Here is a 15,287-nt window from a genome sequence, read left to right on the forward strand (position 1 = left end):
GACCGAGGGCGGTGGCGGCCCGGGATCGTCGGTTGGTCACGTGCGGTTCCTTTCGTGGCGGTGGGCGGTGCCGTCCGCCCACGGGGTGCCCTCAGCGGTGCGGTGCTGCGGCTGGTGGTCGTGGCTGAACCACGGCAGGGCGGGCGGCGGGCCGGGGGGCGGCCCCAGCGGTCCGGGGGCGCGCGGACGGACCCGGTCGACGACGGCCATGCCGAGGCGGAAGAGCGCGGCCGGCACGACCACGCAGAGGAGGACCCAGAAGAGCGTGACGCCCCAGGGGCGGGAGACGTCCCAGGGCTCGGTGACCAGCACCTTGCCCGCGTACTCGAGGGTCACGGTGTAGTCGCCGTGGGCGCCGGCCGCCAGCTGCACGGGCAGTTCGACCCGGGCCTTCGCGCCCGGCCGCACGGTCCCCTGCCAGGCGCGGTCCTCCCACTGGGGGGCGAAGAGCCCGTGCGAGGTGCCCACCCGGAAGGCCGGGTCCTGCACCGGGCCCGAGCCGAGGTTGCCGACGGTGAGCACCAGCCGCCGGCCGGGCGGGGCGCCGAACCAGGTGAGCAGGCCGCCGGAGCCGTCGAGGCGGGCGCTGAGCACGGAGAGCCGGCCGCCCGTCGGCTCGGGCAGCGGCGCGGTCGGATGGCCGGCGACGACGAAGGGCGCGTCCACCACCGCCCGCTCACCGGTGACGGTGGCGACGTGGACGACGCAGGGACAGGGCTTGGGGGGCTCGGCGACCGGCATCGCGCGGCGGAAGGCGCCGCGGGCGTCGGTGGTGACGGCCCGCCCGTGGGCGTTCGCGCAGGAGTTGGTGCCGCCGATCGCGTTCTGGCCGCAGAGCAGCAGCGTGAGCAGGGTGTTCGGCCGCCAGCCCGTGCCCCGTACGGTGATGTCGCCGCCGGTGCCCGCCTGTTCGGGGCTCACCGTCACCGCCGGGCCGGGCGCCCCCGCCGCGCCGGGGGCGGGCAGCACGAGCAGCGGGAGGAGACAGAGGGCGGCCGCGAGAAGCCGGTGGATGCGCCGTCGCATGGGCCTCACGCCGTCCTGCCGCCGAGGCTCGCCCCGGTGGTGCCGGGGCCGTCCGGTCCGCCGCCCGCGCGGGCCGAAAGGTCGGTGCCCCCGGTCTCGTACGGCTCGTCCGCCGCCGGGTCCGGGTCCGGGTGCGCTGACCGGCGCCGGGCGCGGATCCGTACCAGCCGGAACAGCAGACCCCCGAGGAGCGCGAGGGCGAGGCCCACGGCCGCCCAGGGCACCACGAGGTACGAGGCGCTGCCGGTCTCGTCGACGTCGCCTCCCGCCGCCGTGACGCGCAGCCGTACGGTCACCCGGTCGAACCGCGGGGCGCCCGCCCAGCGTTCGGTCAGTTCCACGCGCTGGCCGGGGAGGAGTTCCAGGGGCAGGGTGCGGGCCCGGCGGTCCAGGAGCGTGCGGCCGAACAGGCCCTCGGCGGTGACGGCGAGCCGGGGGGTGAGCGAGACGTTGCCGCGGTTCACGAGGGTGTAGCGGATGGTGGCGTCGCTGTCGCCGATGCCGGGGAAGAGCGGCGTGCCGTGGCCGACGCTGACGCTCTCCACGGACAGGGCGCCGAGGGCTTGCCCGTTGACGCGCAGGTAGACGCGGGCCCCGACGGCCCTGCGGACGCTCATCCGTACGTCGCCGGAGGCGGTGTCGGCCCGGGTGTCCAGGGCGACGATGGCGCCCGGGTGGTCGCCGGGCGAGGCGTCTGCGGGCACGGTGACGGTGAACGGGATGTCGGCCCGCGTGCGGGCGGGGATGGTGATGCTGCTCCTGGCCAGTCGTACCCAGGAGCCGACGTCGGTGTTCCTCTCGTCGGCGCCGCGTACGGCGAAGCCGCCGTCCCGCGGGGTGTTGTAGGCGTCGGCGCCGTAGAGCCGGAAGGTCATCGGCTCACCGGAGAGGTTGGAGACGGACACCTTGTCCCGGAGCGTGGCGCCGGGATCGGCCTCGAGGGTGAAGAAGGGGCGCTCCTGGGCGGTGGGGCTGCGGTCCTTGGCGCCGGCGGCGGGGGCCGGGAAGACCGACCAGCGGCCGTTGTCGGCGGCGAGGGCGGCGGGCGCGGTCGCCGCGCCGAGGCCGAGGAGGGCGAGAAGAACGAGGAGGACGAGGGGGATGGCGGGGATGGCGGGGGCGGCGGGGAGCGCGCCGCGTGCCCTGGCTCCGGCCCTGGCTCTGGTCATGGTCGCGCTCCCTCGCGGTCCGGTGGTGGGCCGGTCACTGCGGCCGGCCCACCCGAGCTATCTGACTGTGCGTCAGGTAAGCGTGAGGGTCAAGACTCCGGAGTAGCTTCCCGTGGCGGAGTACGCGGGCACGTCCAGCGACAGCCCGGCGTCCACGGTGAACTCACCGCCGGTGAGCGTCCCGTCCGGCGCCGAGGCCAGCGTCGCCCCCGCGCCGCCCACGGTCCCGGCCGAGCCGGCCGCGCAGGTGCTGGGGCTGCCGGACGCCGCGACGCACGCCGGGCTCCAGCTGAGCCGGTCGGCGCCGATGAGCGCGCCGCCGGGCCCCTTGAAGTCGGTGACCTTGCCGGTGAGCGACCAGCCCGTGCTCCCGCCGCGGAAGTCCTTGACGGTCACGGTCTGCAGCGCCCCCGTGGAGGGGCCGCCCTCGCCGAAGTCCACCGGCGTCATCGCGACGGTGTCCCCCGCCTGGGTCATCGACAGGGTGCCCGCCTTCACGGAGGTGTTGAGCTTCTGGCTGCCGGGAGGCGGCGGGGTGTTGTCGATGACGGTGTAGGCCACCGGCCCGGCGGCGGTGGACGGGTCGTACGCGGCGCCCTCGAAGGCGACGATGCCGGTGGTGTCGAGGTCACTGACGGCCAGCGTCACGCTGAACGCACCGGAGCCGTCGGCGGTGGCGGAGGTGAACTCGCCGGTGGCGCCGGCGCCCTGGACGCCCGCGACGGTCACCGCGGCACCGGCGGTGAACCCCGTGCCCGTGACCGTGACGCTCGCGCCGATGACGCCGGAGGAGGAACCCAGCGCGATGTGGCGGCCGTTGGGGGCGGTCGCGGTGATCGTCTCGGCGACGGGGGCGGGCGGGCTGTTCACGGTGCAGGGGGTGTCGGCCGAGATGCCGTAGTCGGAGTGGACGTTGTAGTCGCCCGGGGTGAGGGTGATCTGGCCGGGCGCGGTGACCGTGAAGGTTCCGGTGATGGTGAAGTCCGGGAAGTCGGCGCCGGCCGGGATCACCGGATTCTCCTTGGGGCCGACGAGGGTGAGCAGCTGGTTCTGCGCGCCGCCGAGCTGCACCTTGACCGTCGGGGTGATCTGGTCCTCGGGGATGGGGAGGTTGAAGCTGCTCGTGTTGGCCATGGGGCCGTCGAGCACATAGGTGACGGTGACGGTGTCGCCGACCTGCGGGGTCGTGTCGCTCACCGAGATGTCGGCGACGGTCGGGCCGTCGAACGGCGGGATGCCGGAGATGCCGGGCGGGATGCAGTGCACCTGGAAGGTGGAGGTCGCCGCGGCGGCGGGTCCGGCCAGGAGGGTCCCGCCGCCGAAGGCGAGTGCGAGCACCCCCAGGACCGCGGCGGACCTCCGTCTCCATAAGGTGCCTCTTCGAGGGATGGCGATCATTTTGCACCTCTTGATCACGTTTCTGGTACAGAGTCCCTTTCTGTACCGACGACGGTCATTGACGTCCTGCGATCAAGAGAAGTCAATGCGAAAGCCTGACCGAATTTGACGGATCGTCAGATTCGGCGCCCCGGACGGCGGGTCAGCCAGAGGATGCCGCCGGCCCCGAGGAGGAGCACCGTGCCGCCGAGCGTGCCCAGCGCGACGGCGCCGTCCTCGGGGCCGGTCTGCGGGAGGGACTCCCCGCCGCCGGAGGCGCCCGAACCGCCGGAGGAGGAACCGCCGGAGGAGGAACCGCCGCCGGAACCGGCCGCCGCCGCGACGTCCAGGGTCAGCGAGGGCCCCGGGCTGTTGCCGGGGGTGCAGGTCGTCGTCGTGCCGAGGGCCTTGATGGTGAGCACCCCCGCCGTGAAGGTGACCTTGCCGCTCTTCCTCGGGACGTATGTACCGGTCAAGTCGTTGATCTTGATAGGGGTGTTGGCCGGCACGGTCTCGGCGTTCGCCGGCCCCGAGACCTTGAGCGAGCCGCTGCCGGCCCCGCCCAGGGTGATGAGGGCGCTCGGGTTCATGGCCCCCTTGCCCAGATCCACCGGGCTGGAGGAGACCCCCTTCCGGAACGACATCACGATCCTGTAGCCCGACCCCGACTTGGCCGCGGTGATGTCGATGGGCGAGACGGCGCTCTTGTCGCCGATCGGGGTCTTGCAGTCGTACTTGACGTCCACGACCTTCGCGTACGCGGCCGGGGCACCGCCGAACACGACCGCCGCCGCCGCGACGGCGGTCGACACCGCGGCCGCCTTGCGCTTGGGGAGCGACACCGGATGTCTCCCTTCCCCCAGAAGTTACTGACGATCCATCAGATGTGGCGCGACAGTACGCCCGTGAGGGAGAGAGGGGAAGAGATCCGGCTCAGGCCGGGGCGGCGACCTCGGCCCAGACCGTCTTGCCCGGCCGGCCGTCGGCGTTGCGCACGACCCCCCAGTCCAGGCAGAGCCGCTGCACTATGAACATCCCGTGCCCGCCCGGCCGTCCGGCACGGTGCGGGGTGCGCGGGGCGGGGCTGCCGACCCCTCCGTCGACGACCTCCAGGCGCAGCGCCTTGGGGTGGCGGAACAGCCGCAGCTCCTCCGGACCGCCCGCGTGCAGGCAGGCGTTGGTCACCAGCTCCGACACCACCAGCAGGACGTCCTCCGCCGCCGCGCGGCGATCGGCGGTGTCGGCCGGAAGCCAGCCCCAGTCGTGGAGCGCCTGGCGCGTGAAGTCACGTGCGCTGGGCACCACGCCGGCCACGCCGGCGAGGTGCAGCCGGCGTGGCTGACCGTCCTGGTCGCCCTGGCCGTGCGGCGGCACGGCCGCATCGCCCGGGTCCGGGCCGCGGTCGTCGGCCGCAGGGGGCCGGGTGGTGCTCATCAGCGCCTCCCACTCACCGATGTCCGCCAGTGTCCCAGTGTCCGAAGTGATCCCGAGGTCTCTCCTGCCCGGGCCGCTCCGGTGAACACCTCCGGATGCGGACGAAACAGGGGGTGCCCCGGCGGCCCGCTGCGGAGCCGCGACGGGGTCACTCCTTCAGTGCGTCGTCCAGGGTGTCGTGGACGGTGAACACGGCCTCGGCGCCGGTGATGGCGAAGACCTTGGCCACGGCCGGCTTCATCCCGGCCAGATGGACCGCACCGCCCGCGGCCTCGGCCTTCAGCCGGGTGCCGAGCAGTACGTTGAGCCCGGTGGAGTCGCAGAACTCCAGATGTGTGCAGTCCACCACGAGGGTGCCGAAGCCGTCCTCGATCAGCGTGTCGAGGGGCTCGCGCAGCAGGTCGGCGGTGTGGTGATCGAGCTCACCGGCGGGCGACACGACCGCCTTGGTGCCGTACCGCTGCACGGAAACGCGCAGCCGGTCACGGCCGGTCGTACCGACCATCTCGCGGTCCATGCGCACTCCTCCCGGGAAGTCTCGGCGATGCGCATCTCGCACCCTACGCGCTTCCTGACCTGGGTGGTAGTCGATCCGGCGCCGCCGGAGATCGATGCTCCCCGGGTTGCAATAACCGCGCCGGACGGGGTAGGCGTGGAGTGTGGGCTGAATTTCAGGCTCCGCTTGCCCTGCCGCCGCACCGAGGAGGAGAGCATGGCATCCCGGCTCGACGCGCGTGCCGCGTCGGCGACCACCGAGGCCGGCGTCCACGAGGAATACGGAACACCGGAGGGCCTGGAGGACCTCCCGGAGATCCCGCCCTTCGACGAAGTGGGTCCGGTCGACGCACGGGCCCTGTCCAAGACGCTCTTCCGGCGGCTGGAGACGCTGGAGGAGGGCACCCATGAGTACAGCTATGTGCGCAACACTCTGGTCGAGCTCAATCTCGCGCTGGTGAAGTTCGCCGCCTCCCGCTTCCGCTCCCGCAGCGAGCCCGTGGAGGACATCATCCAGGTCGGCACGATCGGGCTGATCAAGGCCATCGACCGCTTCGAACTGAGCCGCGGGGTCGAGTTCCCCACCTTCGCGATGCCGACGATCATCGGTGAGATCAAGCGCTTCTTCCGTGACACCTCCTGGTCCGTGCGGGTCCCGCGGCGGCTCCAGGAGCTCCGGCTCGACCTGGCCAAGGCCGGTGACGAGCTCGCCCAGCGGCTGGACCGCGCGCCGACCGTCGCCGAGCTGGCCGACAAGCTGCAGATCAGCGAGGCCGAGGTCATCGAGGGCATGAGCGCGAGCAACGCGTACACCGCGAGCTCGCTGGACGCCCAGCCCGAGGAGGACGACTCCGAGGGGGCGCTCGCCGACCGCATCGGCTACGAGGACCACGGTCTGGAGGGGATCGAGTACGTGGAGTCCCTCAAGCCGCTGATCGCGGAGCTCCCGGCGCGGGACCGGCAGATCCTCTCGTTGCGCTTCGTGGGCAACATGACGCAGTCGGAGATCGGCGACGAGCTGGGCATCTCCCAGATGCATGTGTCCCGGCTGCTCAGCCGCACCCTCGGACGGCTGCGGCGGGGGCTGCTCGTCGAGGAGTGACCCCTCCCCTTTCCCATGGCGTTCGCGCACGGCGCGGCGGGCCCGGTGAGACGTCCCTCACCGGGCCCGCCGTCGTACGGCCGCCCGCGCGCGTGCGGTCAGGAGAGCCCCGCCACGTTGCCGGGGGCGGCGGTGCCGGCCGCCGGCCAGTCGATGCCGGGGGCCGGGTAGTAGTTCACCCCCATGGCCGCCCACCGCGGGCCCTGGGCCGCCAGGCGCTCCCGGAAGGACCGCCAGCCCGTACGGGCGGCGGGGGTCCAGCCGAGTTCGGCGACGGCGGGCAGGCGCGGGAAGGCCATGTACTCGATGTCGGCGCTGCCGGTGATCGTCTCGGACCACAGCGGCGCCTCGACACCGAGTACGGCCCCGGCCGGGACGCCCCCGACGAGTGCCGCCGGATCCCAGTCGTAGGCGCGCCGGACGTCGATCCGGCCCGCCCAGGAGGTGCCGAGCGAGGTGTCCGCGTCGTACTTCATGTCGAGGTAGGCGCGGTCCGCGGGCGACAGGACCAGACGGGTGCCCGCGCGGGCGGCGGCCGCGACAGCGGCCTGGTCCTTGGCGCCGGTCCCCCAGTACTGGACGATGGCGCCCGGTACGGGACGGGCGCCCGCCAGCTGGTGCCAGCCGACGACCGTCTTGCCCTGCCGGCGGACGGCGGCCTGCGCGCGGTCCATCAGGGCCGCGTAGTCGGCACGGGGCGTGGCGCGCGCCTCGTCACCGCCGATGTGCAGGTACGGGCCGGGGGTCATCGCCGCCACCTCGCGCAGCACGGTGTCCACGAAGGCGGCGGTGGCGGGCCTGGGCACACAGAGCGAGCTGAAGCCGACCTCGGTACCCGTGTAGAGCTCGCGGGCGACGCCGTCGCAGTTGAGCGCGGCGTAGGAGGCGAGGGCGGCGTTGGTGTGGCCCGGCATGTCGATCTCGGGGACGACGGTCATGAAGCGGCTCGCCGCGTACGCCACGAGCTCCCGGTAGTCGGCCTTGGTGTAGAAGCCGCCCGGCCCGCCGCCGACCTCGGTGCTGCCGCCGTGGGCGGCCAGGCGGGGGAGGCCGTCGACGGCGAGGCGCCAGCCCTGGTCGTCGGTCAGGTGCAGATGCAGGCGGTTGATCTTGTAGAGCGCGATCTGGTCGATGTAGCGCTTGACCTCGTCCACGGTGAAGAAGTGCCGGGCCACGTCCAGCATCGCGCCGCGGTATCCGTAGCGCGGGGCGTCGGAGATCGTGCCGCCCGCGACCGTCCACGGGCGCCGGACCACGAAGCGGCGCTCGACGTCGGCGGGCAGCAGCTGCCGCAGTGTCTGCACCCCGTGGAAGAGCCCGGCGGGTGTGGCCGCGCGGATCACGACGGCGCGGCGGGTGGACCGCAGGGTGTACCCCTCGGCCCCGGTGCCCGCGGCACCGTCCAGCGCGAGCACGATGCCGTCCTCGGCCCGGTCGGTCGTCACGGGCAGGGCGAAGCCGGTCGACGGGCGCAGCAGCGCCGCCAGTCGGCCGGCGATCGCCCTGGCCTGCGCGGAACCGCCCGGGACGTGGATCCCGGCGGAGTCCCCGAGGGTGAACGCCGTCCCGCCCGGCGCGACCGAGGCCGGCGCGGGCACGACCTGCCCGAGCGGCCGGGGCCCGTCACCGGCCGTCGGTGACGGCGCCGCGGTGGCGAACGGGGCCGCGGTCGCGAGGGACAGCAGGGCCACGGACAGCACGCGTCGTCGTCTCATTCCGGTCATTCCGGAACGTCTATCACCGCGGCGGCGGCGGAAAGCCGCGCGCGGCGGGGATCAGGACGATTCGCGCACCCCTCGCCGCCATACGGCGGACACCAGCGGCACACCGGGCCGGTAGGCCAGGTGGACGTGCGACGGGGCGTCCAGCACCACCACGTCGGCCCGCGCGCCGGGCGCGAGCCGTCCGACGTCGTCGCGGCGCAGTGCCAGCGCCCCGCCCAGGGTCGCGGCCCGCACCGCCTCGTCGGGGGTCATCCGCATGTCCCGTACCGCGACGGCCACGCAGAAGGGCATGGAACTGGTGAAGGAGGAGCCGGGGTTGCAGTCCGTGGAGAGCGCCACCGTGGCGCCCGCGTCGATCAGCCGCCGCGCGTCGGGGTAGACCGCGCGGGTGGAGAACTCGGCGCCGGGCAGCAGCGTCGCGACGGTGCGGCTGTTCGCCAGCGCGTCGACGTCGGCGTCGGTGAGGTGGGTGCAGTGGTCGGCGGAGGCCGCCTCCAGCTCCACGGCGAGCTGCACGCCCGGGCCGTGGCCGAGCTGGTTGGCGTGCACCCGCGGGACCAGGCCGCGGGCGGCACCCGCGGTCAGGATCGCGCGGGCCTGGTCGCCGTCGAAGGCGCCGCGCTCGCAGAAGACGTCGACCCAGCGGGCGTACGGGGCGCAGGCGTCGAGCATCGGGCCGGTGACGAGGTCGACGTAGCCGGCCGGGTCGTCGGCGTACTCGGGGGCGACGATGTGCGCGCCGAGGTAGGTGACCTCGTCGGCGTGGTCGCCGGCGATGCGCAGGGCGCGGGCCTCGTCGTGCGGGGTCAGGCCGTAGCCGGACTTGGTCTCGATGGTGGTGGTGCCCTGGCGCAGGGCCTCGGCGACGTAGCGGGCGACGTTGGCGTGCAGCTCCTCGTCGCTCGCCGCGCGGGTGGCGGCGACGGTGGTGCGGATGCCGCCCGCGGTGTACGCCTGGCCGGACATGCGGGCGTTGAACTCGCGGGTGCGGTCGCCGGCGAAGACCAGGTGCGAGTGGGAGTCGACGAAGCCGGGGATGACGGCCCGTCCGGCCGCGTCGTACGACTCGTCCGCGGCGGGCGCCGCCGCGGACGGGCCGACCCAGGCGATGTGCTCGCCGTCGATCACGACGGCCGCGTTCTCCAGCAGCCCGAGCGGGCCCTCCCCGAGCGCCGGGTCGTTGGTGACCAGGCTGCCGATGTTGGTGATGACGCTGCTGCTCATGACGGGTTTCCTTCGGCGGCGGGGACGGCGGAGATCGCGGCGGCCAGGGCCGCGCCCACGTCGTGGACGAGCTGGTGCGCGCCGTCGCGGACGACGTGGCGGCCGCCGACCACCGTGTGGCGGACGTCGGCGCCGGTGGCCGCGAAGACGGCGGTCTCGGCGCCGAGCCGGGCCGGGGGTCCCGCGGTGCGCGCGCTGTCCAGCGCGATGGTGGTGAAGTCGGCGAGCGCGCCCGCCTCCAGCCGCCCGGCGTCGGCCCAGCCGAGGCCGGCGTGGCCGTCGGTGGTGGCGGCGCGCAGCAGCTGGGCGGCGGTCCAGTGGCCGCGGGTGCGGGTGCGCAGCCGCTCGTCCAGCTCCATGGCCCGCGCCTCCTCGAACAGGTCGATCACCGCGTGGCTGTCGCTGCCGAGGCTGAGCGGGCTGCCCGCCTCCTGCAGCCGCTTCGCCGGGCCGATGCCGTCGGCGAGGTCGCGTTCGGTGGTGGGGCACATGCAGATCGTGGTGCCGGAGCCGCCGAGCAGCGCGATGTCCTCGTCGGTGAGGTGGGTGGCGTGCACGGCCGAGGTGCGCGGGCCGAGCACGCCGTGGTCGGCGAGGAGCCGGCTGGGGGTGACCCCGTGCGCCGCGTGGCAGGCCTCGTTCTCGGCGGGCTGCTCCGACAGGTGGACGTGCAGCGGCGCCTGGCGGTCCTCGGTCCAGCGCACGACGGTGGCCAGCTGGTCGGCGGGGACCGCGCGCACCGAGTGCACGGCCGCGCCGATCCGCGCGTGGGGGCGGTCGGCGAGGGCGGCGGCGCGCTCGGCCCACGCCTCGGCGTCACCGTCGCTGAAGCGCAGTTGGTGCGGTTCGGGGGCGGCCCCGAAGCCGGAGGAGAGGTAGACGGTGTCGAGTAGGGTGATGCGGATGCCCGCCTCGGCCGCGGCGGCGATCAGCGCCTCGCCCATGGCGTTGGGCTCGTCGTAGGGGCCCCCGCCGGGCCGGTGGTGGACGTAGTGGAACTCGCCGACGCAGGTGATGCCGGCCAGCGCCATCTCCGCGTACACGGCGCGGGCGAGGTCGAAGTAGGTGTCGGGGGTGAGCGCCGCCGCGACCCGGTACATCACCTCGCGCCAGGTCCAGAAGGTGCCGCTGCCCTGCTGCACCGTGCCGCGCAGGGCCCGGTGGAAGGCGTGGCTGTGGGCGTTGGCCAGGCCCGGCAGGGTGAGCCCGCGCAGCGTGACCGCGCCGACGGGCGGCGCGGCGGCCCCGGTGCGGACGGCGGCGATCCGGCCGTCGGCGGCGGTGTCGAGGACCACGCCGCGCTCGACACGGCCGCCGGTCCACGCGTACTCGGCCCAATAGCTCTGCGGCGTCAGCGACACGCCAGGCCCTCCAGTACGTCGGCGAGTGCGGTCACCCCGGCCAGGCAGTCGTCCTCGGTGGCCGACTCGGCCGGGGAGTGCGAGACCCCGGTGGGGTTCCGTACGAACAGCATGGCGGTCGGGACGGCCTCCGAGAGGATCCCGGCGTCGTGTCCCGCCCCGGTCGGCAGCACGGGCACTTCCCCCAGCAGCTTGACGAGCTCGTCGCGCAGGCCGTGCGCGAACTCCACGACCGGGGTGAAGGACTCCCGGGTGACCTCCACCCGGACCCCGTCGCGCTCGCCGCGTTCGACCGCCGCGCGCTCGATCTCGCCGACGACCTCGGCCAGGGTGGCCTCGTCGGCGGCCCGCGAGTCCAGCCAGCCGCGCACCAGGGAGGCGATGGCGTTGACCCCGTTGGGCTCCACGCCGACCTTGCCGAAGGTGGCCAGCGCCCCGGCGAGCCGGGCCTTCTTGCGGGCGGCGAGCACCGTGTTGGCGTAGGTCAGCATCGGGTCGCGGCGGTCCTCCAGGCGGGTGGTGCCCGCGTGGTTGGCCTCGCCGTGGAAGTCGAACCGCCAGCGGCCGTGCGGCCAGATGGCGGAGGCGACGCCGACCGCGTGCGGGGTGTCGGCCAGGAAGCGGCCCTGCTCGACGTGGAGCTCGACGAACGCGCCGATCCGGGCGAGGCGTTCGGGGTCCGCGCCGATCGCCTCGGGGTCGTGGCCGGCCCGCTCCATGGCCCGCGCCAGGGTGACCCCGTCGCCGTCGCGCAGCGCGTGGGCCTTCTCGGCGGTCAGCTGTCCGGCGGACAGCCGGGAGCCGACGCAGGCCAGCCCGAAGCGCGCGCCCTCCTCGTCGCCGAAGTTGACGATCGCGAGCGGCTTGACCGGGGCGGCGCCGCGGGCCCGCAGCTCGTCCAGCGCCGCGAAGGACGACACGACGCCGAGCGGCCCGTCGAAGGCTCCGCCGTCCGGCACCGAGTCCAGGTGCGAGCCGGTGACGACGGCGTCCCCCGCGGTGGGGTCGCCGAGCCAGGCCCACTGGTTGCCGTTGCGGTCCACCTCGTAACCCAGGCCCCGGCCCTCGGCCTGCGCCCGGAACCAGGCGCGGCAGTCGGTGTCCGCGCCGGTCCAGGCGTAGCGGCGGTAGCCGCCGGAGCCGGAGTCGCGGCCGATGGGCCGCAACTCCGTCCACATCTCGTGGAACGAGGAGGTCACGCCTCCCCGCCTTCGACGCCCTCGCCGCCCTCGCGCATGGGCACGCGCACCCCGCGCTCGGCGGCGACCTCCTCGGCGTGGTCGTACCCGGCGTCGACGTGCCGGATGACGCCCATGCCCGGGTCGTTGGTGAGCACGCGGCGGATCTTCTCGCCCGCCAGCTTGGTGCCGTCGGCGACGGTGACCTGGCCGGCGTGGATGGAGCGGCCGATGCCGACGCCGCCGCCGTGGTGGATGGAGACCCAGGAGGCGCCGGAGGCGACGTTGACCATGGCGTTGAGCAGCGGCCAGTCGGCGATGGCGTCGGAGCCGTCGAGCATGGCCTCGGTCTCGCGGTACGGGGAGGCGACGGAGCCCGCGTCGAGGTGGTCGCGGCCGATGACGACGGGCGCGGCCAGGGTGCCGTCGGCGACCATCTCGTTGAAGCGCTCGCCGGCCTTGTCGCGCTCGCCGTAGCCGAGCCAGCAGATGCGCGCGGGCAGGCCCTGGAAGTGGACGCGCTCACCGGCCATCTTGATCCAGCGGGCCAGCGACTCGTTCTCCGGGAAGAGCTCCAGGATCGCCTTGTCGGTCTTGGCGATGTCGGCCGGGTCGCCGGACAGCGCCGCCCAGCGGAAGGGGCCCTTGCCCTCGCAGAACAGCGGGCGGATGTAGGCCGGGACGAAGCCGGGGAAGGCGAACGCCCGCTCGTAGCCCGCGAGCTGGGCCTCGCCGCGGATGGAGTTGCCGTAGTCGAAGACCTCGGCGCCCGCGTCCATGAAGCCGACCATGGCCTCGACGTGCCTGGCCATCGCCTCGCGGGCGCGCTGGGTGAACTCGGCGGGCTTCTCGGCCGCGTACGAGGTCATGTCCTCGAAGTCGACGCCGATCGGCAGGTACGCCAGCGGGTCGTGGGCGGAGGTCTGGTCGGTGACGATGTCGATGGGCGCGTCCATGGCGAGCAGCTGGGGCACCAGCTCGGCGGCGTTGCCGAGGACGCCGATGCTCAGCGCCTTGCGCTGGTCGCGGGCCTCGGTGGCCAGCGCGAGCGCGTGCTCCAGGGAGTCGGCGCGCACGTCCAGGTAGCGGTGCTCGATGCGGCGCTCGATGGCGCGCGGGTCGACGTCGATGCAGATCGCGACGCCGCCGTTCATGGTGACGGCGAGCGGCTGGGCGCCGCCCATGCCGCCGAGACCGGCGGTGAGGGTGATGGTGCCGGCCAGGCTGCCGCCGAACTTCTTCTCGGCGACGGCGGCGAAGGTCTCGTACGTGCCCTGCAGGATGCCCTGGGTGCCGATGTAGATCCACGAACCGGCCGTCATCTGGCCGTACATGGTCAGCCCGAGGGCCTCCAGGCGGCGGAACTCCTCCCAGGTGGCCCAGTCGCCGACGAGGTTGGAGTTGGCGATGAGCACGCGCGGCGCCCACTCGTGGGTCTGCATCACGCCGACCGGGCGGCCGGACTGGACGAGCATGGTCTCGTCCTGCTTGAGGCCCTGGAGGGTGCGCACCATGGCGTCGAAGGACCGCCAGTCGCGGGCGGCCTTGCCGGTGCCGCCGTAGACGACCAGCTTCTCGGGGTGCTCGGCGACCTCGGGGTCGAGGTTGTTCTGCAGCATGCGCAGCGCGGCTTCCTGCTGCCAGCCCTGCGCGGTGAGCGCGCTGCCGCGCGGTGCGCGTACGGTCCTCGGTCCGGCGCCGGTTCCGGTCATGCCCCTGCCTCCTCGCGACTGGATTGAGTCATTCACATCCTGGTCTGCTGAATAGCACTAGTCAACCGGTCCCCGGGCGGATTCCTCCGGTCGCCTTCCCCACAGGCGGGCTCGTACCCGTCCGGGGCGGTTCCGTCACGGCCCGCCCGCGCGAGCGGGTCCTGACACGATGGCTGTATGACCGAGGAACCTGCGGCACGACGGGAACGGGCACTGCGCGCGGCGGTCGAGCGGGGGCTGGTCGGTCCGGACAGACCGGTGGCCGGGCTGCTGGACCTGGACGGCGTCCGCGCGGCCGCCGCCGAGCTGCGGGCGGCCTTCGCGACGCCCGGCGTGGACGTCGCGCACACCTTCGCGGTCAAGGCGGCCTCGCTGGTCCCCGTGCTGCGGCTGCTGTCCGAGGAGGGCATCGGCGCGGAGGTGGCCAGCCCCGGGGAGCTCGCCCTGGCGAGGGCAGCCGGGGTTCCGGCCGGGCGCATCGTGCTGGACTCCCCCGCCAAGACCCCGGAGGAACTGCGGGAGGCCCTGGCGCTCGGCATCGCCCTCAACGCCGACAACCCCCAGGAACTGGCACGCCTGGACCGGCTCGTGCCGCCCGGCACGACCGCGGCCCCGCTCGGTCTGCGGGTCAACCCCCAGGTCGGCGGGGGCAGCATCGGCGCGATGAGCACGGCCACCGCCACGTCGAAGTTCGGCGTCGCCCTGCGCGACGAGGGCGCGGCCGACTGGGTCGTCCGCGCCTACCTCGACCGTCCCTGGCTCACCCGTCTGCACACCCACACCGGCTCCCAGGGCGTGCCCCTGGAACTGATGGCGGCCGGGGTGCGCGCGGCGTACGAGCTCGCCGAACGGATCAACGCCGCGGCCGGACGGCGGCAGGTCACCACGCTCGACATCGGCGGCGGCCTGCCCGTCAACTTCGCCTCCGACGAGGTCCGGCCGGGCTTCCGCGCCTACGCGGACACGCTCCGCGCGGCCGTGCCCGGGCTCTTCGACGGGCGGTACGCGCTGGTCACCGAGTTCGGGCGGTCACTGGTGGCCAAGTCGGGCACGATCCTGGCCCGCGTGGAGTACGCCAAGCACGCCGGGGGCCGCGCGATCGCGGTGACGCACGCCGGGGCCCAGGTCGCCACGCGTACCGTCTTCGCGCCCGAGGCCTGGCCGCTGCGGGTGCTCGCGCTCGACCCGAAGGGACGGCCCAAGGAGGGGGACCCGGTCCTCCAGGACATCGCCGGGCCGTGCTGCTTCGCGGGCGACCTCGTCGCGACGGCGCGCGAGCTGCCGCTGCTCGCGGAGGGCGACCTCGTGGCGCTGCCCGACACGGGGGCGTACTACTTCTCGACGCACTTCGCGTACAACTCCCTGCCCCGCCCCGCCGTGCACGGCTACACCGGCTCCTCCCCGGCCTTCCGCACCCTCCGCCGCGCCCAGACGCTCGAGGAGCTCGTCCGGGAGAGCGGCGGGTGACGGACGACGGGCGGGCAC

General features: G+C 74.2%; 13 protein-coding genes. 2 read left to right on the forward strand and 11 right to left on the reverse strand.

All coding sequences use genetic code 11. The features are described 5' to 3' along the window. Positions 1 to 36: 36 nt before the first annotated feature. The 6 genes from AB0F62_RS15390 to AB0F62_RS15415 form a co-directional block, all read right to left on the reverse strand. Entirely contained in the window at positions 37 to 1,026 is a 990-nt protein-coding gene (locus tag AB0F62_RS15390) for a hypothetical protein (protein WP_361797761.1), read from the reverse strand. Between the two features lie 5 nt (positions 1,027 to 1,031). Beyond that, positions 1,032 to 2,195, reverse strand: a complete 1,164-nt coding sequence (locus tag AB0F62_RS15395) for a DUF916 domain-containing protein (RefSeq protein WP_361797764.1) — start codon at positions 2,193 to 2,195, stop codon at positions 1,032 to 1,034. A 72-nt stretch (positions 2,196 to 2,267) separates the two neighbouring features. Further along, a complete protein-coding gene (locus tag AB0F62_RS15400) occupies positions 2,268 to 3,593 on the reverse strand; it encodes a beta-xylosidase (protein ID WP_361797767.1) in 1,326 nt (441 codons plus the stop codon). 116 nt (positions 3,594 to 3,709) lie between these two features. Then, on the reverse strand, positions 3,710 to 4,414 hold the full coding sequence (locus AB0F62_RS15405; RefSeq protein WP_361797770.1) for an LPXTG cell wall anchor domain-containing protein: 705 nt from the start codon (positions 4,412 to 4,414) through the stop codon (positions 3,710 to 3,712). A 91-nt stretch (positions 4,415 to 4,505) separates the two neighbouring features. Beyond that, entirely contained in the window at positions 4,506 to 5,006 is a 501-nt protein-coding gene (locus AB0F62_RS15410; protein WP_361797772.1) for an ATP-binding protein, read from the reverse strand. 148 nt (positions 5,007 to 5,154) lie between these two features. Next, a complete protein-coding gene (locus AB0F62_RS15415) occupies positions 5,155 to 5,523 on the reverse strand; it encodes an STAS domain-containing protein (protein ID WP_361797774.1) in 369 nt (122 codons plus the stop codon). Positions 5,524 to 5,718: 195 nt separating this feature from the next. Between AB0F62_RS15415 and AB0F62_RS15420 the strand changes: the two genes are divergently transcribed. Continuing rightward, positions 5,719 to 6,603 (forward strand): RNA polymerase sigma factor SigF, encoded by an 885-nt coding sequence (locus tag AB0F62_RS15420; protein ID WP_361797776.1) that lies wholly within the window; start codon positions 5,719 to 5,721, stop codon positions 6,601 to 6,603. 98 nt (positions 6,604 to 6,701) lie between these two features. Here the strand turns inward: AB0F62_RS15420 and AB0F62_RS15425 are convergent, their stop codons facing one another. From AB0F62_RS15425 to hutU, 5 genes are read right to left on the reverse strand one after another with little or no spacing between them, the layout of a single operon-like run. Then, positions 6,702 to 8,318, reverse strand: coding sequence for a beta-N-acetylhexosaminidase (locus tag AB0F62_RS15425; protein ID WP_361797778.1), 1,617 nt, complete (start codon positions 8,316 to 8,318; stop codon positions 6,702 to 6,704). 60 nt (positions 8,319 to 8,378) lie between these two features. Continuing rightward, positions 8,379 to 9,551 carry an imidazolonepropionase gene (gene hutI, locus AB0F62_RS15430; RefSeq protein WP_361797781.1) on the reverse strand — a complete coding sequence of 391 codons (1,173 nt, stop codon included), beginning with the start codon at positions 9,549 to 9,551 and terminating at the stop codon, positions 8,379 to 8,381. Continuing rightward, on the reverse strand, positions 9,548 to 10,906 hold the full coding sequence (locus tag AB0F62_RS15435) for a formimidoylglutamate deiminase (protein WP_361797946.1): 1,359 nt from the start codon (positions 10,904 to 10,906) through the stop codon (positions 9,548 to 9,550). The genes hutI and AB0F62_RS15435 overlap by 4 nt, the downstream gene beginning before the upstream one ends. Beyond that, positions 10,903 to 12,111: an allantoate amidohydrolase gene (locus tag AB0F62_RS15440; RefSeq protein WP_361797784.1), complete on the reverse strand. Its 1,209-nt coding sequence runs from the start codon at positions 12,109 to 12,111 to the stop codon at positions 10,903 to 10,905. The genes AB0F62_RS15435 and AB0F62_RS15440 overlap by 4 nt, the downstream gene beginning before the upstream one ends. Beyond that, positions 12,108 to 13,802 (reverse strand): urocanate hydratase, encoded by a 1,695-nt coding sequence (hutU, locus tag AB0F62_RS15445; RefSeq protein ID WP_361797787.1) that lies wholly within the window; start codon positions 13,800 to 13,802, stop codon positions 12,108 to 12,110. The genes AB0F62_RS15440 and hutU overlap by 4 nt, the downstream gene beginning before the upstream one ends. A 177-nt stretch (positions 13,803 to 13,979) precedes the next feature. Between hutU and AB0F62_RS15450 the strand changes: the two genes are divergently transcribed. Beyond that, on the forward strand, positions 13,980 to 15,269 hold the full coding sequence (locus AB0F62_RS15450) for a diaminopimelate decarboxylase (protein WP_361797790.1): 1,290 nt from the start codon (positions 13,980 to 13,982) through the stop codon (positions 15,267 to 15,269). Positions 15,270 to 15,287 lie beyond the last annotated feature (18 nt).

The sequence above is a fragment of the Streptomyces sp. NPDC026673 genome (genome assembly GCF_040638135.1).
GTDB lineage: Bacteria > Actinomycetota > Actinomycetes > Streptomycetales > Streptomycetaceae > Actinacidiphila.

Coding starts and splice junctions, on each gene's coding strand:
- AB0F62_RS15410 (WP_361797772.1), bottom strand. CDS start 5,006: ATGAGCACCACCCGGCCCCCTGCGGCCGACGACCGCGGCCCGGACCCG.
- AB0F62_RS15395 (WP_361797764.1), bottom strand. CDS start 2,195: ATGACCAGAGCCAGGGCCGGAGCCAGGGCACGCGGCGCGCTCCCCGCC.
- AB0F62_RS15425 (WP_361797778.1), bottom strand. CDS start 8,318: ATGAGACGACGACGCGTGCTGTCCGTGGCCCTGCTGTCCCTCGCGACC.
- hutI (WP_361797781.1), bottom strand. CDS start 9,551: ATGAGCAGCAGCGTCATCACCAACATCGGCAGCCTGGTCACCAACGAC.
- AB0F62_RS15450 (WP_361797790.1), top strand. CDS start 13,980: ATGACCGAGGAACCTGCGGCACGACGGGAACGGGCACTGCGCGCGGCG.
- AB0F62_RS15400 (WP_361797767.1), bottom strand. CDS start 3,593: ATGATCGCCATCCCTCGAAGAGGCACCTTATGGAGACGGAGGTCCGCC.
- AB0F62_RS15415 (WP_361797774.1), bottom strand. CDS start 5,523: ATGGACCGCGAGATGGTCGGTACGACCGGCCGTGACCGGCTGCGCGTT.
- AB0F62_RS15390 (WP_361797761.1), bottom strand. CDS start 1,026: ATGCGACGGCGCATCCACCGGCTTCTCGCGGCCGCCCTCTGTCTCCTC.
- AB0F62_RS15420 (WP_361797776.1), top strand. CDS start 5,719: ATGGCATCCCGGCTCGACGCGCGTGCCGCGTCGGCGACCACCGAGGCC.
- hutU (WP_361797787.1), bottom strand. CDS start 13,802: ATGACCGGAACCGGCGCCGGACCGAGGACCGTACGCGCACCGCGCGGC.